Genomic DNA, 23,906 nt, shown 5'->3' with positions numbered 1-23,906 from the left:
TCTGTTTGAATTTACCGGTTTAGCTAGCTTAGTTCCGGAAGCAACAATTCAGCGGTTTGAGCCGAATTGAGCGCGGCGCCCTTGAGCAGATTGTCGCCGACGACGAAGAACTCCAGCGAGTTGTCGAAGTCGATCGAGGTGCGGATACGTCCGACGAGGGTGTCGTCGCGGCCGGTGGCGTCGATCGGCATCGGGTACACGTTGTTGTCCGGGTCGTCGACGACGGTCACGCCGGGAGCCTCGGCGAGCACCTTGCGGGCCGCGTCGGCCGACACCGGCGAGGAGAAGGTCGCGTGGACAGCCTGGGAATGCCCGGTGGCGACCGGAACCCGCACGCAGGTCGAGGCGACCTTCAGGTCGGGAAGGTCGAGGATCTTGCGGGACTCGTTGCGCACCTTCAGTTCTTCGGAGGTCCAGCCGTCGGGGCGCCAGCCGCCCACCTTGGGCACGACGTTGAGCGCCAGCGGCGCGCCGAAGGTGTCGTCACCGCCCTCGCCGATCGCCTCGCGGACGTCACCGGACACGGTGCCCAGGTCGCGTTTGCCCGCCACGGCTCCCAGCTGGTCGTAGAGGCTGTCGAATCCGGCCTGCCCGGCGCCCGAAGCCGCCTGGTAGGACGCGACCGACATCGACACCAGCCCGAAGGAGCGGTTCAGTGCCGCAAGCGACGGGATGAGGGCCAGCGTGGTGCAGTTGGCGTTGGCGATGATCCCCTTGGGACGGTTGCGGACCGCCTCGGGGTTGGCCTCGGCGACCACCAGCGGCACGTCGGGGTCCATCCGGAAGTAGCCGGACTTGTCGACGACGATGACGCCCTTGGCGGCGGCGATGGGCACCCAGTGCGCGGACACCTCGTCGGGCAGGTCGAAGTGGGCGACGTCGACGCCCTCGAAGACCTCCTCGCTGATGGCCTGGACGGTCACTTCCTCGCCCCGGACCCGCAGTTTGCGGCCCGCCGACCGCGGCGAGGCGATCAGGCGGATCTCGCCCCACACGTCGGCGCGGCGCGAGATGACGTCGAGCATGACGGAGCCGACGGCCCCGGTCGCTCCCACAACGGCCAGAGTCGGTTTCCTACTCATGTATCGCTACCTTCCGGTTCCGGCGTATACGACGGCTTCTTCGCTGCCGCCGAGTTCGAATGCCTCGTGGACGGCCGACACGGCGGTGTCCAGTTCGGTGTCGCGGCACACCACCGAGATCCGGATCTCCGAGGTGGAGATGATCTCGATGTTGACGCCCGCCTGGGACAGCGCCTTACAGAAGGTCGCGGTGACACCCGGGTGGGACCGCATCCCGGCGCCCACAAGGGACACCTTGCCGATGTGGTCGTCGTACAGCAGTCCGGCGAAGCCGATCTTGTCGCGGGCCTTCTGCAGCGCGGCCATCGCGGTGGGCCCGTCGTCCTTGGGCAGCGTGAACGAGATGTCGGTGCGTCCGGAGTCCTTCGTGGAGATGTTCTGGACGATCATGTCGATGTTGATCTCGGCGTCGGCGACGACCTCGAACAGTTCGGCGGCCTGACCCGGCTCGTCCGGAACCGACAGGACGGTGATCTTGGCTTCGCTGCGGTCGTGCGCGACGCCGGTGATGAGTGCTTGCTCCACGGGAAGGTCCTCCATTGAGCCGGTCACGAGGGTTCCGGGCTTGTTTGAGTACGACGAACGGACACGAAGCGGCAGGTTGAAACGGCGCGCGTACTCCACGGCGCGCAGGTGCAGGATCTTGGCGCCGCTGGCGGCCAGCTCCAGGGTCTCCTCGTAGGTGATCTGGTCGATGAGCTTCGCGTTGGGCACGATCCGCGGGTCGGCGGTGAACATGCCGTCCACATCGGAGTAGATGTCGCAGCGGTCGGCGTGCAGGGCCGCCGCCAGCGCCACCGCGGTGGTGTCGGAACCGCCGCGTCCCAGCGTCGTGATGTCCTTGGTGTCCTGCGCGATGCCCTGGAACCCGGCGACGATCGCCACCGCCCCCTCGTCGAGGGCGCCGCGGATGCGGCCCGGCGTGACGTCGATGATGCGGGCCTTGCCGTGCACCGAGGTGGTGATCATGCCCGCCTGCGAACCGGTGAACGACCGGGCCTCGAAGCCGAGGTTGTTAATGGCCATCGCCAGCAGCGCCATCGACATGCGTTCCCCGGCGGTCAGCAGCATGTCGAGCTCGCGGGGGTGCGGCAGCGGCGACACCTGGGCCGCCAGGTCCAGCAGCTCGTCGGTGGTGTCGCCCATGGCCGACACGACCACGACAACGTCGTCCCCGCGCTTTCGCGCCGAGACGATACGCTCGGCGACTCGTTTGATGCGTTCGGCGTTCTCCACGGAGGAACCGCCGTATTTATGGACGACAAGCGCCACGGAAGCACCGCTTTCTGCGTCGTTCTGCTGGCCACCTCGTCGTGGCGCTCTCCTGGCCGCGTTCAGCCTACCGGTAGCTACGGCGCGTCGCGGCGGCCCTTCCAGCGGCGGGTGCGCAAAATAACATGGTGCGGATTTTCGCGGCAATATCCCTGTTCACGCTGGCGACGGTGGCGCTGACGGGCTGCGGCAGCGGCTCGGCCGCCGACACCGCGAAGCCCAGCCCGTCCCCGGCGCCCGCGATCACCAGCGACCGGGCGCCCATCGGCACCTCCTCGGCGGCGGGCGAGCTGGCGGGGCTGGCCGCGGCGGCCAAGGGCCGCGACTACAGCGCCACCTACGAGCTGACCCGTCCGGGCGACAAGCCCGTCGAGGTCTCGGTCGAACTGGCCGCCGACGACCGCTGGAGCGTGGAGGTTCCCGGCGGCGCCCAGGGTGGCAAGGCCGACGTGACCATCGCCCGGCACCGCGACTTCTATGTCCAATGTGTCGAGGGCAAGCGCGACAGCTGCGCCCGGGTCGACACGAAGGACGACAAGATCCCGTCGACGATCGATCCGGTGGTACAGCACGTCTTCACCGACTGGCTCGACGTCATGATCAACCGCTCCTCCCCGATCTCGGTCGCCTACGCCGAGGACGTCAAGGGCGTCGCGGGCCAGTGCTTCTGGCTGGAGCGCAACTCGGTCACCGTCTCGTCCCCGATCCCCAGCGGCGTCTACTGCCTGCGCTCCGACGGCATCGTCACCGCCGCCAAGGCCAGTTTCGGGTCGCTGAAACTGAAGGGCGAACCCGGTTCGGGGCCGGGGAAGCTGACCCTGCCCGACGCCGACGAGGACGCCACCCCGCTGGGGACCTCGCCGCCGCCCAAACCCTCGCCCAGCAAGTCCAAGTCGAAGAAGCCTCAATAGGCTTGGCGGCGATGACTTCCCGCCACGCCGTCACGTCCCAGCCGCTGCACCCGCTGCTGGCCACCCGCTATTCCACCCGCGCCTTCGACCCGTCGGGCAAAGTGACCGACGCCCAGGTCACGGCACTGCTGGAGGCTGCCCGCTGGGCGCCGTCCAGCGGCAACACGCAGCCGTCCCGGTTCATCGTGGGACGCCGGGACTCGCCGGTGTTCGCGCGGGTGCTGGCGACACTGCGACCCGGCAACCAGCAGTGGGCGCGACACGCGGCGCTGCTGCTGGTGGCCGTGCGCGTCACCGCCAACGCCAAGGGCCCGCTGCCGCACGCGGCCTACGACCTGGGGCAGGCCATGGCGCACCTGGTGGTGCAGGCGCAGGCGGAGGGGCTGACGGTACGGCAGATGGCGGGGTTCTCCCCGTCCGCCGTCACCGAGGAGTTCGGTCTTGCCGAAGAACTGGTACCCACGACGGTCGCCGCGATCGGCGTCGCCGGCGACCCGGCCGCCCTGCCTGACGACCTGCGGGGCCCCGACGACAATCCCAGGCGCCGTAAGCCCCTCGACGAACTGATCCTGGCCGAGTTACAGGTCCGCGTGCGGCGGTTTCTCGGCGTTGCGCAGCCACAGCGTCCAGGTGGTGCGGGCGCGCTGCGCGTAGCTGCCGGCGGCGTAGACCGCCGAGGACATGAGCTTCCCGGCGACCATTCCCGGGCTGTCGTGTGGTGGACGGTTTCGATTCGCGGTCACGGTTTCCATGCCGACCATGTTTCTCTCGGAGTGTTAGCTGTGTGTTACGCGATCACTGTCGCGCAGTTAAATCCCCACGCCGCGCGCCCCATTGCGTCGGCCGGTACGGATCACAATACTGTCACCGTCCCATATCGGCTTGAAATCAGCCCACGTGGACGTGGCCAACGCCATCGCAACCTGAACCCGCGCAATACCCACGTCCGGGATGCGTGAAACCACTCTCAGAGAGTGGGAGATTCCCGCACATCGCCGGATCGTTCGCGTAGTGTGTCCAACTGTTATGCGGCATGTACTGCTTCTTGGTAGCCGCGGCGGGGCTCGATAGCGAGCTGGCTCCCCGTCGCGGAGTCGTTCGTGCGCCGGTCGATCGAAACATCTCTTCCTTCCCCGTTACGACGCCTGTCTTCAAGGAGCCTTTCTCCCATGTCCGCTTTCGCCGCCAAGGCCGCCCGCTATCGCCCGTACCACGAGCAGTTCACGGTTGACCTGCCCGACCGCACCTGGCCCGCCGCCCGGCTCGACTCCGCCCCCGTCTGGTGCGCGGTGGACCTGCGCGACGGCAACCAGGCCCTCATCGACCCGATGTCCCCCGAACGCAAGCGCCGCATGTTCGAACTGCTGGTACGCATGGGGTACAAGGAGATCGAGGTGGGTTTCCCGGCCGCCAGCCAGACCGACTACGACTTCGTGCGCACCCTCATCGAAGAGGGCCTGATCCCCGACGACGTCACCATCCAGGTCCTGGTCCAGTGCCGCGAGCACCTCATCGACCGGACCTTCGACTCGTTGCGCGGCGCCGACAAGGCGATCGTCCACTTCTACAACTCGACGTCCACATTGCAACGTCGGGTCGTGTTCGGCATGGACAAGGACGGCATCACCGACATCGCCACCCAGGGCGCCAGGCTGTGCCAGAAGTACGCCGAGATCCACACCCCCGACACCGACATCCGCTACGAGTACTCCCCCGAGTCCTACACCGGCACCGAACTCGAATACGCCGTCGAGGTGTGCGGCGCGGTCACCGACGTCATCGACCCCACCCCCGACCGTCCGCTGATCATCAACCTGCCCGCCACCGTCGAGATGGCCACCCCCAACGTCTACGCCGACTCCATCGAGTGGATGAGCCGCAACCTGCGCCGCCGCGAGTCGATCGTCCTGTCGGTCCACCCGCACAACGACCGCGGCACCGGCGTGGCCGCCGCCGAACTGGCCCTGATGGCCGGGGCCGACCGGGTCGAGGGCTGCCTGTTCGGCAACGGCGAACGCACCGGCAACGTCGACCTGGTCACCCTGGGACTCAACATGTTCAGCCAGGGCGTCGACCCCGGCATCGACTTCTCCAACATCGACGCCGTCAAACGCGCCGTCGAACACTGCAACCAGCTGCCGGTCCACGAACGCCACCCCTACGCGGGGGACCTGGTCTACACGGCCTTCTCCGGCTCGCACCAGGACGCCATCAACAAGGGCTTCGCCGCCCTGGAGGCCGACGCGGCCGACGCGGGCGTACCGGTGACCGACTTCGCCTGGGCGGTACCGTATCTGCCCATCGACCCCGCCGACCTGGGCCGCTCCTACGAGGCGGTCATCCGGGTCAACTCCCAGTCCGGCAAGGGCGGCGTGGCCTACATCCTCAAGAGCGAGTACGGCCTGGACCTGCCGCGCCGGATGCAGGTGGAGTTCTCCCACGTCATCCAACGCCACACCGACGCCGCCGGCGGCGAGGTCACCCCGCAGACCATGTTCGACATCTTCGAGCGCGAGTACTCCGTCGACGAACAGAACGACCGCCGCGTCATCATCGGCGAACACTCCTCGGCGGCGGCTGCCGACGGCACCGTCACCATCGACACCCTCATCACCGTCGAAGGCACCGAACACAAGGTCTCCGGCACCGGCAACGGTCCACTGTCGGCATTCGTCGACGCGCTGGCCGGGGTCGGCGTCACCGTCAGCGTCTGCGACTACGCCGAACACGCCCTCACCGCGGGCGAGACCGCCCGCGCGGCGGCCTACGTCGAATGCCAGATCGGCGACGAGATCCTGTGGGGCGCTGGCGTCCACGCCAACATCGTCACCGCCTCCATGCGGGCCGTGGCCAGCGCCATCAACCGCAGCGGCAAATAGCGTCCCGGCGTGTGGCACCGGCCGTCGGACCGGTGCCACACGCTGGCGAAATGTCACAACCCCCGGCTACGGTGGCAAAACTCCGGCCCAACCGCACCGCGAAGGGGAACCATGCCCACCCTCTCCAACCGCCCCAACTCGGCGCTGCTCGTCATCGACGTCCAGACCGGCGTGGTGGCCGAAGGCCACGCCCGCGACGCGGTCGTGGCCAACATCGCCACCCTCGTCGACCAGGCCCGTGGCGCCGACGTCCCGGTCATCTGGATCCAGCACTCCGACAAGCAGCTCATCGAGGGCAGCCCCGAATGGCACATCGCCCCCGAACTCGAACCCGCCGCCACCGAACCGCTGATCCCCAAGAACTGGGGCGACTCCTTCGAGGAGACCGACCTGGAAGCCGTCCTGGCCGACCTGGGCGTCGGTCACCTGTACATCTCCGGCGCCCAAACCGACGCGTGCATCCGCTCCACCCTGCACGGCGCCCTGGCCCGCGGCTACGACACCACCCTTGTCGGCGACGCCCACACCACGGAGGACACCTCCAAATGGGGCTCACCCAGCCCCGACCTCGTCATCGCGCACACCAACCTCTACTGGTCCCACCACGCCGCCCCGGGCCGCGACTGCGCCACGGTCATGACGGCGGACGTCGACTTCGGTTCCTAGCCGGAGCGAGCGGCACGGACACGGCGGGAACTTCGATACGCTGGGCGACGTGATGAGCGTGCAGCAACCCCGGACGCGGCAAGCGGAGGGCGAGGCGGACTCGTACCCCGACCCGAAACGCTCGTGGGGACGGTCGGGGAGCTTGCTGGGGACTTGGGGGGTGCTGCTGGTCGCGGTTTATCTCGCGGGGTGGATGTTCGATGGGTTGGTGGACAAGTCGCCGGAGAGCAATTTGGACAAACCTGTCGAGGACGCCAACCAGACCGCGCGCCGAGTACTCCAGTTCTCGCTGGTGCACCGGGAACCGACTAAGGCCGATCCGCTGTTGTGCGACGGTTTCACCGGCCTGACACCGAAACAGCTCACCAAGGAGCTCACCGATTGGGAGGCCTCGGAGGGCGTCTTGTCCGAAGCCACCGTGACCTTCGAGAACGTGAATGGTGAAGCCGTCGACGGCGGCACACTGTTTCCCATGCGGGTGGAGCTCGAGGTCGACCCTTCGTTCATTGTCTGGAACTACGACGTCACGGTCAAACCCGACGGAGACAGCTTTTGTGTCTCCAAAGTCGAGAACGTGACGTCCGACGACTAACCGTCGATGTTGATCCCCTGCTGCTTCATCCACGCGACGGGGTCGATGGCGCCGTTGTTGGAGGCGTCCCCACCCTCGTGGACTTCGAAGTGCAGGTGCGGCCCGGAGGAGTTACCGGACGATCCGGAGATGCCGATGACCTCGCCAGCCTTGACCCGTTGTCCCACATCGACCTTGGGTTGTTCGACCATGTGGCAGTAGCGGGTGATGATGCCGTTGGCGTGTTCGATGTCCACGTACCAGCCACAACCCAGCACCGATGGCGAACCGTCCACATCACAGTTATTGGTGGAGGCATTGCACTCGGAGGTGGTGACGACGCCACTCGCGGCCGCGCGGATCTCGGTGCCGCGCTTGGATCCCAGGTCGACACCGTAGTGGTCGGGCCGTTGCGGGGTACGGAAACCGGAGACGATGCCGTCCTTCACCGGAGCCGTCCAACCCGAGGCGGCGATCTCGGCACCCTCGGCACATTCGCCCGACTTGCCACCGTCGGCGGCAGTGCGGGCACCACCTTCGGTGAGGACGTTGACGACGTCGGTCGCGAGGGGTTCCCATTTCGCGTAAGCGTCCGGGAAGGCCGAGCGCTGGACTGCCTGGGCGGCGGCGGTGAGGTCCATCGACTCCCAGCCCTCGACCTTCTTCAGCCGCTTGTAGAAGCTCGTGGAGGCGTATTCAGGGTCCGTGACCTGGTCAGGGGTTCCCCAACCCTTGGAAGGGCGCTGCTGGAAGAGACCAAGCGAGTCGTGGTCGTTGCGGTCGCCAAGATGTCCGTAGTTGTGCAGCGTGGATTCCTGCATCGCGGTGGCCACGGCGATCACCCAGGCTCGCGGTGACATGTTCCGCTTCTGCCCGGTCTGGATGATGATGGCCGCGTTGCCGACCTGCTCTTCGTTCAGGTCGTTGATCTTCGGCATGTCGCCGCTGATGGAGATCTCCGTGCCATTGCCACAACCCGCGTAGTTGGCGGCCCCGGTGTCGCTGTTGTTGCTGACCGTCAGGAAAACGACGTAGAAGGTCGTACCACCGCAGCACAACAACGCGGTCGTCGCTGCGACGATCGTCCACCAGAGGCGTTTACGCGTCCAGCGGCGGACGGTGGAGGCAGACTCCTCGTTCTCGGCCGGGGTATCCATTGCGGTCGGTACTTTCCTTGCTTTCCGGGGAGCTATGACTTATCGAGATCGATGCCGTCGACGAGCCATACTTCATCCTGCACTTTCATACGCAGTATCAGCAAGCCCGCGTCAGTCGGGAACCTGACTGTTTGTCCCTCCGCGCTTGGATCGTCCGTAATTTCTTTGATGGGAACGACTTCCGGGTCGATGTACTTCAGTTCGTCCTTGACCTTCTGGGTGGCGTTCTTGCCGACATCGGCCCGCCACGCTTTGGCGGATCGATCGGTCTTGATATAAGCCTTCGCGAACTCGGTGGCGTTGTCCACCGCTTTCTTGGGAAGGCTGCTCTCCGCCGATTCCTCATCGGACTCGGTGACCACGCCGTCGTTCGGTTCGCCCGCGTCTTCGGTACCCATCGAATCCGACCCATCGACCGTCGTGTCGGAATCAGTGCCGCCGTTGGCACGCGCGAGGCCCACGACGATGATGACGACCACCAACAGGATGGCGGCGATGCCGTAGCGGGATCCGAGGATGCGGAGGATCTTGCGAGACATCAGGCGTTACCACCGCTGTTGAGTACGAACGTATACACCGATATCTGTCCTCTTTAGTCTGGCCGGACGGCGACCAGGGGACGGTCACCCGCCTGTTGTCCGGTTCCACTCGAGCTGGGGCGATATACCGCGTAGCCGGGCCGTGCTTCTGAACCGCTTCCCGATTCCGGGGCGGAACGCCCCGGTGTGGGTCGGGGTGGCAAGCCTTTGGAGGCATCGCCTTCCGCGCGACCGGCATTGGACCGCGACCCCTTGGCCCCGGCCATGAGCGGTTCCTTCGTATTGGTATCGATGCTGGATTCGACCTCGTCGGATTGGTCCTCGGGGCGGCCGTCCTTCTTGATGACCACCTTCTGTTCCACTTCGACTTTGGACTTGCGTCCGAACGCGGCGTCACTGAGGCTGGTTCCGCCGCGCAACGATCCGATTCTTCGATATGGGCGCAGCAACATCCACGCAACCGCTCCGATGAGTCCGATGAGCAAAACCTGTAGCCACCCCGGCAAACTGGCGGCGAGGATCTGACTGACGGCGAACAGGTACACGGCCGCAGCGACGCCGAAGACGATCACGTTGATGACGGCGGCGAGCACCGCCGAGATGAGGCGTTTGAAGCCCGCCGACGCGGGCCGCAGCATGGCAATCGTCCCGATGAGCGGCAACGCCACCACGGCCCATCGGATGATCAGGAAGCCCAGAATGATCAAGATGGACGCCGTGATGTCGAAGAGCGCGAAGAAGATCGCTGACAACAGCGCCAGGAATCCAGTACCCACACGGTCCCAGCCGTTAGCGCCGGTGATGTTGTAGTAGACCTCCGGGTCTTCCTTCTCAATCAGCGCGGTGACCTTGCGCCACTGGTCCTTCTTGTCGTCCACCATGTCCTTGCGCATGCCTTCCCGTTCTTCGGGTTTGGCTTTACGCAGGTCGTTGATTTCCTTCCAGCTGAACGCTTGGGCGTCGTACAGCGCAGGGCCGTACTTATAAGCCGAGTTGTAGTCGGTGACCTTCTTCTTGTTGTTCCCGGCGTATTCCACCTCGGGGCTCTGTCCGAAGACCGAACGCACCCAGTTGTTGTAAAGGATCTCGCCGGTGGCCATGTCCGAGGCACGCAGGGCGGGCGCCCGGGTGTCGTCGCAGTCCTCGTTACCAGGGCAGTCCTCCTCGGCGGGGGGCCCCACCGCATCCTGGATGACGTTGAGAGAACCGGTGAGTGCCGAGTCTGCGTACTTCGCCGATTCGGTGGGATAGGCCGCGACAGCTGTAACCACAACAAGTACAAGCACCGCCCACCCCGCCGTGGTCACCGCCATCGACATGTCGGCCTGCCTGGAACGCCACAGTAGATAGAGACCGACCAGCCCGATGGTGATCGCACCGAAGACACTGAAGACCTTCTCGTAGATGGCGCTCGACGCCTTCTCCACGAAGTTGTCGGCCCAGCCCCACATGCCGCTCGGCTCCCAGGCCGCTTGCCGCAAGCCGTTCGCAGAGCCGATTATGCCGGTCGCGAGCGTGAACTCCAGGTTGGCGAGATCGTTGCCGGATTGGGCTCCACCGGGAAGTTCGCCGGTGCAGTCGGCGCCGTACAGGTTGAGGTCGTAACCTCCATATCCGTACTTTGTGTACATACCCTGGACATCGCTGTCCTTGGGCAGGTCCGGTTCGGCGAACCAACCCGCCATGCCGGTGTCAGGGGAGCCTGGAACCGGCGGCTCTTTACAAGTCTGGCCACTGGGTTTGGGAAGCTTCGCGGCACAGGTCTTCGGCGAGTTGTGCCACTGCTCAACAGTGCACTTACTCTTATCCTCCGCGTTAGCCGTCCCCGGATTGAAGAACAGCACCGCCAGCGCCGCCACCGCCACCAGCGCGAGGCGTGCCAGGACACGTCGAAGGCGTTGTCGTGCGTGAGGGGCAGTGGTCATGGGCTATCCCGATCCCATCTGGCTTCCCGCCGGTCCGGTTCGCTGAGAGGCTGTACCCGGCGCTGTTGGTGCGTTCGCCGGACGCTCGGCAGCCTCCCGGCCACCGGGTGTGGTGTCCAAGTATTCCAGAAGTCTTGGGACATAGGAGATATCCGCGCGCATTCGTTGCACCCGTCCGTCGACGTCGCGCATGATGAATTCGCGGTAGTTCAACCGCTGCGAACCGGCGATATCGGCCTCCGACAGGCCCGCCAGCGTCTGCTCGTAACCCACATCCCTCGGGACGCGGAGCATTCGCAGTGCCTCGGCCGCGATCTGCGGGTCCTCGGCGATACGACCCACGAACACCGTCGACACCAGGTTCTGGACGTCGAGACCCAGGATGTCGGTCGGGTTCTGCGATGCCACCAGTGCCGCCAGGTTCCACTTACGGGAGTCGCGGGCCATCCGGACCAGGAACGAGCGCCCGGAGCGCCAGCCCTCCATGAAGTGGGCCTCGTCGAGGCCGACCAGCTTGCGGCGGTGGATGTCGCCGCCGTAGCAGCGGCGGACGGCGAGTCGGTGGGCCGTGTGGAGCATGGGCAGCGCCAGGGCTTCCTCGGCCGACCAGTATTCGCGTTCGATCTTCAGGTCCGGCAGCCGCAGCCCGGCCATCGTGATGACGGTGAGGGTGGCGTCGTCGGTGAGCATGTCCGCTGGTGGTGAGCCGAAGAAGAGCATGGCCAGTGGCATCTCGGCGGCGTCCAGCAGCAGGGCCGCCAGTTCGGAGCCGTCGTGACCCTGGTCCTGGAGGCAGTCCACTATGTCTTCCAGTGTGGACGTCTCTTCGGCGGGGACCTGGCGGGCGGCGTGGCGCAGCAGCCGGGCCGTCGAGGATTCGCGGGCCACCTGGGGTGGGACCAGCATGGAGCAGATGTCCTGTACCAGCATCCGGCGTTCGGCGCGGGCGTTGGACAGGGCGATGTTGTACTCGCGGTCGCCCTCGGGGCCCGTGTCCCAGTGTTCGCGTTTCGGGGTGGGGATGAGGGCGTACGGGGCCAGGGTTCCCGGTTGGGAGCCGGTGAGGTTGAGGACCTTGCTGTAGGGCTTGAGTTCCGGCATCTCGCACAGGCGGGCGAGCGGGCCGGACGGGTCGAGCAGGGTGACCTGGACGCCGCGGCGGGCGGCCAGGTAGCCCAGGGAGCCCATGAGGGTGGACTTTCCTCCGCCGGGTTCGGCGACGAAGACGGCCAGGCCGGAGCGTTCCCGGACTTCCATGGGGAAGTGCAGGTCGAGGAAGACCGGACGGCGGCAGGTGCCGCTGGTGCGGCCGATGAGGTCGCCGCGCTGGTCGCCGACGGTGGAGGCCGCCTGTGGGAGGGCGGCGGCGAACAGGCGGACCGGCATCCGGCGCAGGTAGCCGGTGTTGGCGACCGGTTCGCCGGGGATGAACTCGCGGGCCAGCCAGTCCTGGTTCTTGGGGTGCTGCAACGACAGTCGCAGTTCCCGGTTGTACATCTGGATGAGTTTGCGGGCCCGTTCCAGGCATTCCTCGCGGTCGTCGGCGGACACCGCGATGCGGTGCCAGCCGTGGACGCGGGCCGCGTCGGTGGCCAGGCCGGTGGTCATCTCGTCGCCGACGTTGAGGGCGCGTTGGGCGAGCCGCTCGAGTTCGGGCGGGGCGTCCATGGCGTGTTCGTCGTAGTCGTGCTGCTGGGAGCGGATCATCCGCAGCCGGTGTTCAAGGTTGCGGAAGGCCTCGCCGGGGCCGAGGATGTCCAGGCGGGAGGACAGTTCCATCGGCCAGGGCGCGCGTTCGTGGAAGTGCAGCCACGGTTCGTGGCGCTCGGGGATGTCGAGGTCCTCCATGCGGCCGACGGTGAGGACGGCGACGTGCCGTTCTTCGCCGGTGAGCCGGTTGACGAGCTTGACCGTGGAGCCGTAGGGGGTGCGGTAGCGCTCGATCTGTTCGGTGAGGGCCAGGACGTCGCCGGGTTCCCACAGGCCGTCGCGGACGCCGGACAGCAGCTGGGGCGGGTCCATGCCCAGGGCGACGGAGCGGAAGATCAGCCACTCGAGTTCGTGGCTGGTGGCGCGGCGGGCGCGGACGCCGAAGGCGCTCAGGACCTCGTCGAACTGTTCGGTGGCGCGTTCGATGCGGCTGCGTTCGCTGCGTTTGGTGCCGCGGTTGAAGACCCGGCCGAGTTTCTCGCCGAGCGTGTCGGTGAGGGTGCGGCGGGCGAAGCTGATGCCCAGGTAGGTCTCGCCCTCGGCGTGCTGGACGTTGTGGAGGTGGTGCTGGGCGTTGACCAGGTGGTCGCCCCAGGTGGGCGCGCCCGCCACCGGCGGCAGCGGCTGCGGCGTGTTGGTGTCGACCGTGCGGGCCCACTGGTCGGCCGGGAACGGCCGGGTGGTGCGGCGCAGGTGGAGTCGGTAGCCCGCCATGCCCGCGTACTGTTCGGCGATCGCGGAGATGAGGGCTTCGCGTTCGGCGTCGGGACGGAACGCCCAGCGCACCTCGGGCAGCCGGTACCAGGCGGTGACGGCGGTCGGGGTGAAGGTGGCGTGTCCGGCGATCTCGGTGATCGCGAGTTCCTGGGCCGCGGAGCGGTCCTTCTGCTTGGGCGGCTTGGGAAGTTTGGTGGGTTTGCCGGACGGCTGGGTGCCGGGCGCGGGCCGGGCCATCGGCACCAGTTGCTGGTGGCTCGGGTCGGCGGGCGCGGGTGCCTGCTGCGGCGGTGTGGTGCGTGTGGACAGTCGAGGGTCGACGGTCGGGTGCTGGCCGCTGGGCGGGTTGACGGTGCGCTGCTGGCCGGTGGCGGGGTTGACCGTCGGGTGTTGGCCGCTGGGCGGGTTCGCCGCCGGTCTGGCGGGCGGCGGGGCCTGCGCGGGGGCCGGTGACTGCGGTGCCGCCTGCTGGGCCGCGCGTGTGGACAGTCGAGGATCGACGGTCGAGTGCTGGCCGGAGCGGGGCTCCACATAGGGGTTCGACGGTTGCCGGACGGCGCGTTGCTGGCCGGTCGGCGGGTTGACCGGGGCCGAGGGCTGCGGTGCGGGCGGGACGACCGGCTGTTGCCCCGTGGCCGGGTTGGCGGCGGCTGGCGGTTGGACGACCGGCTGCTGGCCGGTCGGCGGGTTGGCGGCGGCAGGCGGTTGCGGGACCACGGGCTGTTGGCCCGTGGGTGGGTTGACCGGTTGCTGCGGGCCGGGCGGCAAGCTGGTCGGGACCGGCGGCATGCCGGGGGCCGGTGGCGGGGCCTGCTGTGGTCCGGGCGCGGGGCTCACCGGTTGGGCCGACACCGGGCCGGGTGAGGCCGGTTGGGCCGAGATCGGAGCACCGGACGCGGGGCTGGCGCTGATCTGGCCGGTCGCCTCGACGCGGGCGCGCTCGGCGCGGGCCTGTTCGGCGGCGGCCCTGCGGGCCTCGTCCAGCGCCCGGTTGGCGGCCTCGGTCTCGGCGAACGGGTTGGACGGGGTGCGCTTGCGGCTCTTGGGCCGGGTCGCGGACGGCGGTGGGGCCTCGTCGGCCATTCGGGGACGCAGTCGCGAGGTCTGCGGGTCGGGCGGGCCGACCTGGGTCTCGGCGGCCATCGCCTGGGCGCGCTGCCGGGCCCGGATCTGCTCCAGCACCCGGGCTTCGGCCTCCGCGAACGGGTTCTCGGGTTCGGGTTGCGGGAACTCGATGTCCTGGATTCGGCGTCGGCGTCCCGAAGTGCCCGAAACCGGCGCGGAATCGGGCTGTGCAGAACTCTCCGGACCCTGTGGATAACTCGGGGTATCGGCGGGTGTCCCCGTGGGGGGAGCCTGTGGAGAACTCGGCCCAGCCTGTGGATAACTCGCCGTGGGCTGTGGAGAACTCGGTTGATCCTGTGGATTTTCCTGTGGAGACTTATGCGGGGATCCGGCCGAAGCCTGTGGATAACCCTGTGGAGATTCCTGTGGAGAATCGGGGTTTTCCGCAGGTGATTCCGCGTGTCGCGTGTCCTGCGGGTGAACTTGGGGAGACGGCTGGCCACTCGGTGTGGCCGGGCCTTCGGGCGCGTCGCTCAGCGCGCCGTTGTCGCTACGGCTTGCCTGGTCGGCGGGCTCTTCGGCCCGCTGGGCAGGCTGGCTCGCAGGCTCGCCGCTGTGCTGCCTGCTTTGGCTCGCAGGCTCGCCAAAGACCACGTCCGCGAGCGCGGTCGTGTCGTTGGACGCGGCCTTGGGTGCCTTGAACACCGCCAGCGGTCGCGACTGGGGTTCTTCGTCAGGGGTGGGTGTCATATCAGCTCCTGGCGAATTCGAATCCGGCTGGCCGAGTACCGGCGGTCCCGCTGTTCGGCGACGGGTTCGCGGGTCCGCCGCCAGTCGGTGAGCACCGTCCGGATCACCGCGCGAGCCGGGCGGTCCGGGTCCACGTACCGGAAGATCAGCGACGTGCTGACCATGGCCAGCGCGATCTCCCAGGCGGGGAAGATCTCCACTTCGAAGGAGATGAGCCAGTGGATGAACATGTAGAGGGCGAGCAGCGCGGCGAAGACCCCGTACTGGGCGTACGGCAGGTGCACCGGGAAGGTGTACCCGGGCGGGCCGAGGTAGAGCAGTCGGGCCCGATAGATGTCATCGTCGGTGCGCAGCTTCATGTACGAGGGCCTGTCCTGTGGATCTTTGTGCGGCGAGAAGGTTCCTGACCGAGCATGGCAAGGCGGAGGAGGAGCCCATACCGGTGTTGCATGGGCGACGACGACAACGCCGCCAGGCGAAGCGTCAGGGGCCTTCGCAGCCTGCCAAATGGATTCATGGGACCGGCCCTAGTTGCCCTCGTCGGTGAACAGGATGTCGACAAGACTCGTACCGACCAACACGAGTGTCACGGCACCGGCGATGAACGCCAGTCCCACGATGGCGATGGTCGAGGACGTCAGCACCTTCGACACCTCTCCCTTGTTCGCGCGCGCGATGAAGATGATGCCCAGGATCGCCAGCAGGATCGGCGCGATCTTCGACAGGAAGAAGTCGATGATCCCCTTGGTATTGATCGTCTCCGCCTGGAGCGCGATCAAGAACGGTATGTCTCTCATGCGCGGCCCTTCATATGTCTAGAAAACACGAAAACCTCACCTCGTGAGGCCACACAATGACAATCAGTTTCACATGGACGGGTGACACTCGCGCGGACGGTGTCCGGCGCGCGCCGGGTGGCGAGTGTCGGGCGGCCGTCCCCCCGCCGTGGGGCTGTGTGCCTTAGCCTCGGGGCGGTACGTCGGACAGTCGTTGATGAGATCATGTGTGGCCAGGCTTGAGTTACCCAGGAAGGCACAGGAATGGAGCGCATCATCATCGCCGCTTCGGCCATCGCCGTGGCGGGGTTGGTGTTGACCGCCCTGTCGGCCACGGCGTTGGGTTCGGCCAAGGCCGCCGCGAAGTGGCCTTCGGCGGAACGGCCCCGGATGGGTGCCGCGCCCGCGCGCATCGGCGTCGTCCTCGGGGTGCTGCTGTGCGCCACGGCGGCCGGGGTGGGGGTGTCCCTGGTGCCGGTGACGAAGCTGTGGGTCCTGGTGCCGCTGATCGCCGCGGCGGGGCTCATCACGCTGGGGCTGACTGCTTGGGCGGCTGTCAAACTCGCCAGCAAAATCGAACTATCAGCACTCATAAATGCGCCGTCCCCCCTGGGTGGAGAGGTTCAGACTGCCACGCGATCGGCGCGGACGCAACCACCCACGATCCAGGGGCCACCCACACAGGTGAGCCCGGAGCAGATCTCGTACGGCAAGCCGTATCCAGGCATGGTGACCGTCGCGTCGCCACCCGGCTCACCTCCTGCTCTCGACTTGTCGGCGGCTGATGGGGTTCATACTACGACGCCCGACAGCTCGCCCCCCGCAACGCAATCCCCCGTTTCGGCACCGGCCGTCGACCCGGCCGACGTGACGATCCCGCCGGAAGCCTTGCCCGGCTGGGTTTACACCGACGAGGCCGACAACTGGTACCTGGTGACCTCGGTTCCGGAGGGGCATCGGCTGCTGCGGCTCAGCGATTTCTCGGTCGTGCCGCCGGGCGCGGCGGCCGGGGCGCTGAACCTGGCGGGCAGCATCGAGATGACCGTGTGGCCCGCCAATCCCGACGACACCGACACCCAGGAGCACCCGGTGGTCGTGGAAGAGGAACCGCCGCCCGCCAACTGATCCCGGTTATGGCAAGCGGTCTCCATGATGCCTCCATATCCGGTATTGACACTCCGGTATGCACCCGCGAACATGGCATTTCGATCCATTGATGCCTATATGTGAGCAGGCCTCGCAGGAGGGACAAGACATGTCCGAGCAGCCCAGGGGTATGAAAACCCCGCGGTCGAGGCGATGGGTACTGTCCCGCGCCGCCATGGTGGCGGCCGGTGTCGCCGTACCGTCGACGTGGATCGCGTCCAACGCCCTGGCGGATCCCGCCTCCCCCAAGCTCGCCGAGGTCGACATGGAGCTGGTCCTGGTGGCCGCGCTGGTCGACCCGCCCAAGCCCGACATGGCCCCGACCGACCCGTGCGGCCCGCACGTGAAACTCGTCGAGACGGCGATGGAGGCCAAGAAACTGCTGGAGGGCAAGAACGTCGACGAGCACTTCGGTTCGGCCACCGTCCAGGCGTACGCGAAGTGGCAGGAGGAACTGGGTTACACCGGCATCGACGCCAACGGCCTGCCGGGCAAGACCACGCTGACGAAGTTGGCCGAGGGCCAGTTCACGATCGTCAACGAGGTCGCCGCCGGTGACCGCAACGACTCCTACGGCGGCGAACGCACCAACACCCGCACCGTGGAGATGCTGACCAAGGCCGACGAACTGTTCAGCGCCGAGATCGGGCTGACCCAGGGCTCGTACACCAACTCCAACCCGGGTTCGGCGGGCACCCACGACGGCGGCGGCGTCATCGACATCGGCGTCAACAGCCTGGGCGAGACCGAACGCTGGGAGCTGGTCAAGGCGCTGCGGACCGTCGGTTTCGCGGCCTGGCTGCGTACGCCCGACCAGGGTTTCGACTACCACATCCACGCCGTGGGCGTGGCCGACCCGGACCTCTCCTCCTCGGCACAGGCGCAGGTCCACGACTACTACGTCGGCAAGAACGGCCTGGCCAACCACGACGCCGACAACACCCCCGACGAATACAAAGTGGACTTCACGTGGTGGGAGAAGTACAAGCGCGGTTAGAGACCTCACCTCTCCAGGCAGGCGTCCCGTCGTAACCCGGCGGGACGCCTGGCGTTTGGGCGCGTCTGGCATCGTCGAGGGCATGGACGAGGTGTCGCTTTCCGAACTGGCTCCGTTGAAGGAGTATTCGCGCGTCGTGGTGCTCACCGGTGCCGGGATCTCGCGGCCCAGCGGGCTGCCGACCTATCGCGGCGACGACGGCACCTGGAACGATCCCGAGGCCGCCCGCGCCGCCGAGGCCGACACCGTCGGCACCGACCTGGCCGCCGTGTGGCGGTTGTGGGGCGGGCTGGCGCACCTGGCGGCCGCCGCGCAACCGAATCCGGCGCACCGCGCGCTGGCCGGTGCCGAGGAGTCGCTGCTCGCCCGGACCGCCAGCCTGCTGGTGGTCACTCAGAACGTGGACGGGCTGCATCAGCGCGGCGGGCAGCGGGACGTGATCGAGTTGCACGGCAACGCGCACCGGCAGCGGTGTCTGGACGCGGGCTGCGCCCTCGTCGCGCCCTATGTCGGTACCGGCGAGACGATTCCGTCCTGCGCCGGGTGCGGCGGGCGGGCCCGGCCGGACATCGTGCTGTTCGGGGAGCAGCTGGACCTGGAGGATCTGGAGCGGGCCTGGAACACCGCCGCCGAGGCGGATCTGCTGTTGGCCGTCGGAACCTCGTGCGGGGTGTCCCCGGCGGCGAACCTGGTGGCGGTGGCGCGGCAGGCCGGTGCGCTGTGTGTGGCGTTGACCCGGGAGCCGTTGCCGTTCAATCCCGGTTTCCACGCGGCCGTCACCGGGCTCGCCGAACGCGAGCTGCCGCGCTGGGTCGCCGAAACCCGTTGACGGGAACGGGATCGCCGAGACGGCGCGGGTGGTCCGTCTCGGCGATGGGGTCACGCGGGGAGGAACGCGGTCAGCGTCCCCATTGGTGGTAGAGAGCCGCGCGAGCGCGGCGCAGGGTCTTCTGGATCGCTCCGGCCTCGACGCCCTGCTTGAGTTTCCAGTCCGGATCGTCGGCGGATTCGGCGTGGTACATGGCCTTGGCGTGGGAGATCAGTTCCCGCACCGGGGCGGCGTTGCGCGTCCGCCAGCCGTCGAAGGTCTTGCGCTCGACGACTTCCAGGTCGCCGAGCAGGTCGTCGAAACTCTCGTCGTCCAGTTCGGACCTGGTGAACGACCGTCTGGTGACGGCGGCCGACATCCGGTCCAGCTGGTCGAAGTTCTCGCAGGCCTTCTCATAGGCCGGACGCTTCGCCTCCCGCATGCGGGTGCGAAGGACCATCAGCACCGGGGTGACCACGGCTGCCACGGCGGCCAGCGCCGCCACGGCAGTCCACAGTTCTGACATCAGACTCCCTCTTTCAATCGGTACGGCATCGCGGTCGCGATCCGACGGCAAAGGAGGGTGGAATGTCTTGCAGCAGAGCGATTGCCGTCGCTGTAACACCACTTGGGACATCCCGCCCCTTCAATCAACGAGGTGAGCATGAGACGGTTACGACGGGGTCACCGGATTCGTACTTTTGGATGGTCTCGGCCCCCGAACGGCTCTAGTCCCTTTGGGGGACAACGCTTTGAGCTACATCGATCGTTGTTCATATGTACCGGCACCCACCACACCGGCCGGAGGGTTGATCGAAGTCGGTGCGGCCCTGTTGCCGCAGGGCGACGGCAAAGAGAAGTCGGCGACCCCAGACGGTGTGGGGTCGCCGATTCCGCGTTCGCCGGGTGGGTCCCGGCGGTGTGACTACGCCAGTTCCCAGCCCAATCGCTTGAGCCCGTACTTGTTGCCGGTCACCTCGGTGGTGCCCGCGGCGGGCGCGCCGGTGGCGCTGGACAGCGCCGTGACGACCTGTCCGGCGTCCTTGACGGTGGAGACGTCCTCGGTGGGGGCACCGATGACGACGTCCATGCGGCCGTCGTCGTTGACGTCCCGCAGCGCCAGCGCGGAGGCGAAGCCGTCACCGGACTCCGCGGTTCCCGGGACGTTGGCGGTGGCCTGCGAGACCCCGAACGAACCGGTGCCGGTCAGACCGGTCGAAGTGGACTGAAGCGTGGTGTAGGTACCGGCCTTGCCCAGCGAGTCGATGCCCTCGCCGGGGACCCCGACCACGACCTCGGCGCCGGCGTCACCGTCGACGTTGCCCGCGGCCACCGAACGGCCCCAGTCGTCACCGGCTTCGCAGACACCCGGGATGTTGGCGCTCTCCTGGGTGAGCCGCTGACTGAAGTCGGCGGCAATGCCGTTGGTCTTGCCGATCAGCAGCTGGACCGCGCCGCAGCTGGTGCCGCCGACCGTCGAGGTCGGGGCCCCGGCGATGACGTCGGCCAGACCGTCGCCGGTCACGTCGGTGACGGCCAGCGAGGCGCCCAGGTCGCGCAGCGTCGGGCTGAGCTCGACGGCCTTGACGGTGTCCTTCTTGCCCTCGGTCACCGGGCCGGGGAACAGCGTGATCGAACCACCGTCGGCGGTGGGGGTGCCGATGACCAGGTCGTCCTTGCCGTCGCCGTTGACGTCGCCGATGGCCACCGAGCCCAGCCGGTTCTCATCGGTCGGCATCCCGGTGTTGACCCACTTGTCGGACCACCAGCCGTCGTCGCCGCGCGAGGAGACCGCGCTGGCGTCGCCCAGCCGAGTCGAGCCGACGTCCAGGCTTCCCCCGCCGTTGAGTTCACCGATGCCGACGGCGTAGGTCGGGTCGCCGACCTCGGCGTTGACCGCCGAGTCGGGTTTGAGGCCCTCGGCGGAGCCGTTGTAGATGGAGACGGTCGCGCCGCCCCATTCCCAGTCACAGTTGACGCAGCCGACCGCGAGGTCGTCGAAGCCGTCGCCGTTGAGGTCCCCCGCGGCCAGTCCCACCCCGAAACCGTCGGTGCCGTAGGCCGACTCCGGGTACAGCTCCTTGTTCGCCAGACCGGTGGTGTAGTCGATGACGACCGAGTCCTCGGCGGCTTCGTCGGTCTTCTGCGCCGACATGGCCAGGTCGTCCTTGCCGTCGCCGTCGAAGTCCGACGACGTGGGCACGGAGGATTCGGCGGGGTCGGCGTACGCCACGGCCGCTGCTCCCACCGTCGTCACGCCGACCGCTACGGCCAGTGTGATCACCCCCGCCTTGCGGGCACGGGGGGACAAACGTGATTTTCTCATTGGGCCTTCCTTCATCACTGATGCGAGCTCTCAACGACTCACACGCGACGAGCCGCCATGATGTTGCCACAAAAAGGGATCATGGCGCAATCACGACAATCCGGCTGTCCAATCGGGCTAGAGCCAGCCGCGCCGCGCCGCCTGGGCGCCCGCCTGGAACCGGGTGGTCGAACCCAGATGCTCCAGCAGTCGTCCAATGTGACGGACGATGGTGCGGCGCGACACCCCCAGTCGACGGGCGATCGCGTCGTCTCCGGCACCCGAAGCCATCAGGGTGAGTATCTCCCGCTCCCGCTTGCTGAGCTCCTGGTTCTGCCGGTCCAGGTTGACCGGAACCGCCAGGCTCCACAGTGACTCGAAGATGTTGCAGAACGCGTCGAGCAGCGTCGACCGCCGCACCAGGAGTGTCGACAGTGAACCTTCGGCCCCCTCGGGCGGGTCGAGGGCGACGACGCCGACCTCACAGTCGATGATGGTCATCTTGATCGGCGGCCGGGCCAGGACGCGGGCGTTCTCGCCGCTGGCAACCGATCGGGCCATGCTGGCGTTGCGGACCGGCGAGTCGCTCTCCGACTCCTGATAGATGGTGCGGTAGGTGATCCCCGCCGCCATCTGTTCGATCTGCATGCGTTCCTGCCGGTGGATCTCGTCCGGCTCCCAGTAGTAGGGCGGCCGGTCGATGGCCCACACGTGGCTGCGCGCCGACGGTTGCAGGACCTTGAAACGCTCGAAGAACGCGTCGGCGCCCTTGAGGATCTCGAAGTCCATCGCGCTGGTCTCCTCGTAGCGCGCGTACCGAAACGCCGTGGTCAGCCGTTCCTCGGCCTCCAGCAGCTGGGTGCGCCAGGCCCCGAACTGCCGCATCGCCTCGGCCGCCACCAGGTCGGGACGCCGGGCCTCCCACACCTCCTTGGTGGAGTCGACGGGCGTCACGGCGTCGAACTGCTGCAACTCCGTCAGCGAGTCGCGGATCGCGCTCGGCGACAGCAGCGTGCGCCTCGCGAGCGCGTCGACGGTACTGCGGGGCGCGGACACCAAGGCCTGATAGACACGTCCGTGGTCCGATTCGGGGTCAAACACGTCGAACATTTCGCACACTCACCCTCACGCGTGGACAAGGTGAGGTTAGAGCATCACCGCCCCCAAAAGCCATACCTCGTATCCGCGACAGGACGCGAAACGGCACCCACCCCGACTTGCCACGGGATGGGTGCCGCCCATCATCATCTACGGGAATCAAGGCTGGTGCCAGACGACCTCGTTGTTGGGCGCGGCCGTGATCGTGCTGGGGATGATGCCGCCCTCGGCCGGGTACTTCGGGTGGTCCTGGAAGTAGCCGCGGAAGGAGTCCAGCGAGGTCGCGTCGCAGACGCCGTCCTTGGCGATGCAGTGGCGTTCCACCGTCATGCCGGGGAACTCGACGGGACCGGCGCCGGGCGAGGTGATGCCCTCGATGCTGGTTCCGGCGGGGACCTTGGCCCAGATCCCGGTGTCGGGCTGGCGCGGGTCGGCGTACAGCTTGCCGGACATGATCTCGGCGGGGATCTCGGTCTCGCCGTTGGCGATCTTCTCCAGCACCCGGTCGCCGACGTCGGCGCCCTGCGAGTAACCCACGACGGTGATCGTGGCGGCCGGGTCGTTGCGGTGGATGTCGCCGATCTGCTTGAGGGTCTCCTCGACGCCCTGCTTCACGCTCTCGTCGTAGCGGGGAGCGTTCGGTGCCGGGATCGTCCCGTCCCCACCCTGTAGCGGTCCGAAGCTGGCCGGGTAACAGATCGGGACGGCGACCGCGCCGCCCAGGTTCTGGTTGGCGAACCCGTAGGTCTTGGTGCAGTCGGGGGCATTGAGCGACGATCCGGTGCCGCCGATCTCGACGTAGTAGTGCTGCGGGGCATCGGCCTGCGCGACCTGCACGCCCGCCACGACCGCCAGCGCGGCGGCCACGCCACTCACGACGGCCACCACCGTGCGCTTCTTCGCACGCAACTTCATCTGAATCCTTTCTGGACTTTTCGCGTCAGCCTGAGTGCTATGACTACTCAGTACGCGGGTGAAGTCAATCTGGCATAGACCGTCTGTAAGGGCAATATCACGCAAGTGGCCCACTTGTGACTTGCCCAGACACGCCAAACCGCCCCGCCGCGAACGAGTCGCGACGGGGCGGGCGATACCCCTTCAGTTAGCGTTTGGGCCGTCGGGACGGGAAGATCGGGTACATGTAACCGGGACCCCAGAACGGTATGTACCCGTAGTGGCCGTAGATCTCCTCGATCGTGGGCGGTTCCGGCATCGGCGTCAGTTCCGGGTCGTAGCCCGGCGACGCGGCGACGTGGCTCCGCTCCTGGTCGATGTGCACCTGTTCGTCCACGCGCGTGATGGCGTCGACGGGGATCAGGCGCTTCTCCTTGCCGATGCCGAGGAACCCGCCCGAACCGATCTCCAGGAACCGCAGTCTGCGCTGCGTTTCGTCGATGAACAGGTCCTCGACGTGGCCGATCTCGTCCCCGTTGCGGTCGACGACCGTCATTCCACGGACGTCCTCTTCTTCGTGAGCGAGCGTCAGTCCGGTGTCACGCAACCGGACCAGCGTCGCGGTTTCATTGGCCATG

At 67.4% G+C, this 23,906-nt stretch carries 21 protein-coding genes; 8 read left to right on the top strand and 13 right to left on the bottom strand.

Annotated features, from left to right (window positions below; all coding sequences use genetic code 11):
- Positions 1-23: 23 nt before the first annotated feature.
- Both SNAS_RS02455 and SNAS_RS02450 read right to left on the bottom strand, forming a co-directional pair.
- Positions 24-1,082: an aspartate-semialdehyde dehydrogenase gene (locus SNAS_RS02455; protein WP_013015780.1), complete on the bottom strand. Its 1,059-nt coding sequence runs from the start codon at positions 1,080-1,082 to the stop codon at positions 24-26.
- A gap of 6 nt (positions 1,083-1,088) precedes the next feature.
- Positions 1,089-2,354, bottom strand: a complete 1,266-nt coding sequence (locus SNAS_RS02450; protein WP_013015779.1) for an aspartate kinase — start codon at positions 2,352-2,354, stop codon at positions 1,089-1,091.
- 128 nt (positions 2,355-2,482) lie between these two features.
- Between SNAS_RS02450 and SNAS_RS02445 the strand changes: the two genes are divergently transcribed.
- The 5 genes from SNAS_RS02445 to SNAS_RS02425 all read left to right on the top strand — a co-directional run bounded on the left by SNAS_RS02445 (position 2,483) and on the right by SNAS_RS02425 (position 7,402).
- Complete coding sequence (locus SNAS_RS02445) at positions 2,483-3,265, top strand: hypothetical protein (protein ID WP_144300374.1); 783 nt, start codon at positions 2,483-2,485, stop codon at positions 3,263-3,265.
- 11 nt (positions 3,266-3,276) lie between these two features.
- Complete coding sequence (locus SNAS_RS33670; RefSeq protein WP_013015777.1) at positions 3,277-4,224, top strand: nitroreductase family protein; 948 nt, start codon at positions 3,277-3,279, stop codon at positions 4,222-4,224.
- Positions 4,225-4,434: 210 nt separating this feature from the next.
- Positions 4,435-6,144 (top strand): 2-isopropylmalate synthase, encoded by a 1,710-nt coding sequence (gene leuA, locus SNAS_RS02435; protein WP_013015776.1) that lies wholly within the window; start codon positions 4,435-4,437, stop codon positions 6,142-6,144.
- Positions 6,145-6,255: 111 nt separating this feature from the next.
- Positions 6,256-6,810, top strand: coding sequence for an isochorismatase family protein (locus SNAS_RS02430; protein ID WP_013015775.1), 555 nt, complete (start codon positions 6,256-6,258; stop codon positions 6,808-6,810).
- Positions 6,811-6,970: 160 nt separating this feature from the next.
- The gene (locus SNAS_RS02425) at positions 6,971-7,402 is read left to right on the top strand and encodes a hypothetical protein (protein WP_041624506.1); all 432 of its coding nucleotides are present in this window, start codon (positions 6,971-6,973) and stop codon (positions 7,400-7,402) included.
- On the opposite strand, the gene SNAS_RS02420 is transcribed toward SNAS_RS02425, so the two are convergent.
- The 6 genes from SNAS_RS02420 to SNAS_RS02395 form a co-directional block, all read right to left on the bottom strand.
- Positions 7,399-8,538 carry a M23 family metallopeptidase gene (locus SNAS_RS02420; RefSeq protein ID WP_013015773.1) on the bottom strand — a complete coding sequence of 380 codons (1,140 nt, stop codon included), beginning with the start codon at positions 8,536-8,538 and terminating at the stop codon, positions 7,399-7,401. The two genes, SNAS_RS02425 and SNAS_RS02420, sit on opposite strands and share 4 nt — an antisense overlap.
- Before the next feature lie 32 nt (positions 8,539-8,570).
- Positions 8,571-9,077 (bottom strand): hypothetical protein, encoded by a 507-nt coding sequence (locus SNAS_RS02415; RefSeq protein WP_013015772.1) that lies wholly within the window; start codon positions 9,075-9,077, stop codon positions 8,571-8,573.
- A gap of 53 nt (positions 9,078-9,130) precedes the next feature.
- Positions 9,131-11,002, bottom strand: coding sequence for an NfeD family protein (locus SNAS_RS35600; RefSeq protein WP_013015771.1), 1,872 nt, complete (start codon positions 11,000-11,002; stop codon positions 9,131-9,133).
- A gap of 3 nt (positions 11,003-11,005) precedes the next feature.
- On the bottom strand, positions 11,006-14,611 hold the full coding sequence (locus SNAS_RS02405) for an ATP-binding protein (RefSeq protein ID WP_013015770.1): 3,606 nt from the start codon (positions 14,609-14,611) through the stop codon (positions 11,006-11,008).
- A 629-nt stretch (positions 14,612-15,240) separates the two neighbouring features.
- Entirely contained in the window at positions 15,241-15,603 is a 363-nt protein-coding gene (locus SNAS_RS02400) for a hypothetical protein (protein ID WP_013015769.1), read from the bottom strand.
- Positions 15,604-15,771: 168 nt separating this feature from the next.
- Positions 15,772-16,041 carry a hypothetical protein gene (locus SNAS_RS02395; protein WP_013015768.1) on the bottom strand — a complete coding sequence of 90 codons (270 nt, stop codon included), beginning with the start codon at positions 16,039-16,041 and terminating at the stop codon, positions 15,772-15,774.
- A gap of 243 nt (positions 16,042-16,284) precedes the next feature.
- Here SNAS_RS02395 and SNAS_RS02390 point away from each other — a divergent pair, with 243 nt between their 5' ends.
- The 3 genes from SNAS_RS02390 (at position 16,285) to SNAS_RS02380 (ending at position 18,992) form a co-directional block, all read left to right on the top strand.
- A complete protein-coding gene (locus SNAS_RS02390; RefSeq protein ID WP_013015767.1) occupies positions 16,285-17,145 on the top strand; it encodes a hypothetical protein in 861 nt (286 codons plus the stop codon).
- A 130-nt stretch (positions 17,146-17,275) separates the two neighbouring features.
- Positions 17,276-18,163 (top strand): hypothetical protein, encoded by an 888-nt coding sequence (locus tag SNAS_RS02385; protein WP_013015766.1) that lies wholly within the window; start codon positions 17,276-17,278, stop codon positions 18,161-18,163.
- Positions 18,164-18,245: 82 nt separating this feature from the next.
- A complete protein-coding gene (locus tag SNAS_RS02380; protein ID WP_013015765.1) occupies positions 18,246-18,992 on the top strand; it encodes an SIR2 family NAD-dependent protein deacylase in 747 nt (248 codons plus the stop codon).
- 70 nt (positions 18,993-19,062) lie between these two features.
- On the opposite strand, the gene SNAS_RS02375 is transcribed toward SNAS_RS02380, so the two are convergent.
- The 5 genes from SNAS_RS02375 to SNAS_RS02355 form a co-directional block, all read right to left on the bottom strand.
- Positions 19,063-19,497 (bottom strand): hypothetical protein, encoded by a 435-nt coding sequence (locus SNAS_RS02375; RefSeq protein WP_013015764.1) that lies wholly within the window; start codon positions 19,495-19,497, stop codon positions 19,063-19,065.
- A 399-nt stretch (positions 19,498-19,896) separates the two neighbouring features.
- A complete protein-coding gene (locus tag SNAS_RS02370; RefSeq protein WP_013015763.1) occupies positions 19,897-21,297 on the bottom strand; it encodes an FG-GAP repeat domain-containing protein in 1,401 nt (466 codons plus the stop codon).
- Between the two features lie 117 nt (positions 21,298-21,414).
- Positions 21,415-22,386 (bottom strand): helix-turn-helix transcriptional regulator, encoded by a 972-nt coding sequence (locus tag SNAS_RS02365; RefSeq protein WP_013015762.1) that lies wholly within the window; start codon positions 22,384-22,386, stop codon positions 21,415-21,417.
- 147 nt (positions 22,387-22,533) lie between these two features.
- Positions 22,534-23,289, bottom strand: a complete 756-nt coding sequence (locus SNAS_RS02360; RefSeq protein WP_013015761.1) for a PE-PPE domain-containing protein — start codon at positions 23,287-23,289, stop codon at positions 22,534-22,536.
- A gap of 187 nt (positions 23,290-23,476) precedes the next feature.
- Positions 23,477-23,905, bottom strand: coding sequence for a PRC-barrel domain-containing protein (locus SNAS_RS02355; protein ID WP_013015760.1), 429 nt, complete (start codon positions 23,903-23,905; stop codon positions 23,477-23,479).
- Position 23,906 lies beyond the last annotated feature (1 nt).

Origin of the sequence: Stackebrandtia nassauensis DSM 44728 (assembly GCF_000024545.1) — a bacterium.
Classification (GTDB): Bacteria; Actinomycetota; Actinomycetes; order Mycobacteriales; family Micromonosporaceae; genus Stackebrandtia; species Stackebrandtia nassauensis.
The sequence above is the reverse complement of the archived record's forward strand: the minus strand, read 5'-3'. Positions and strand labels throughout refer to the sequence as shown.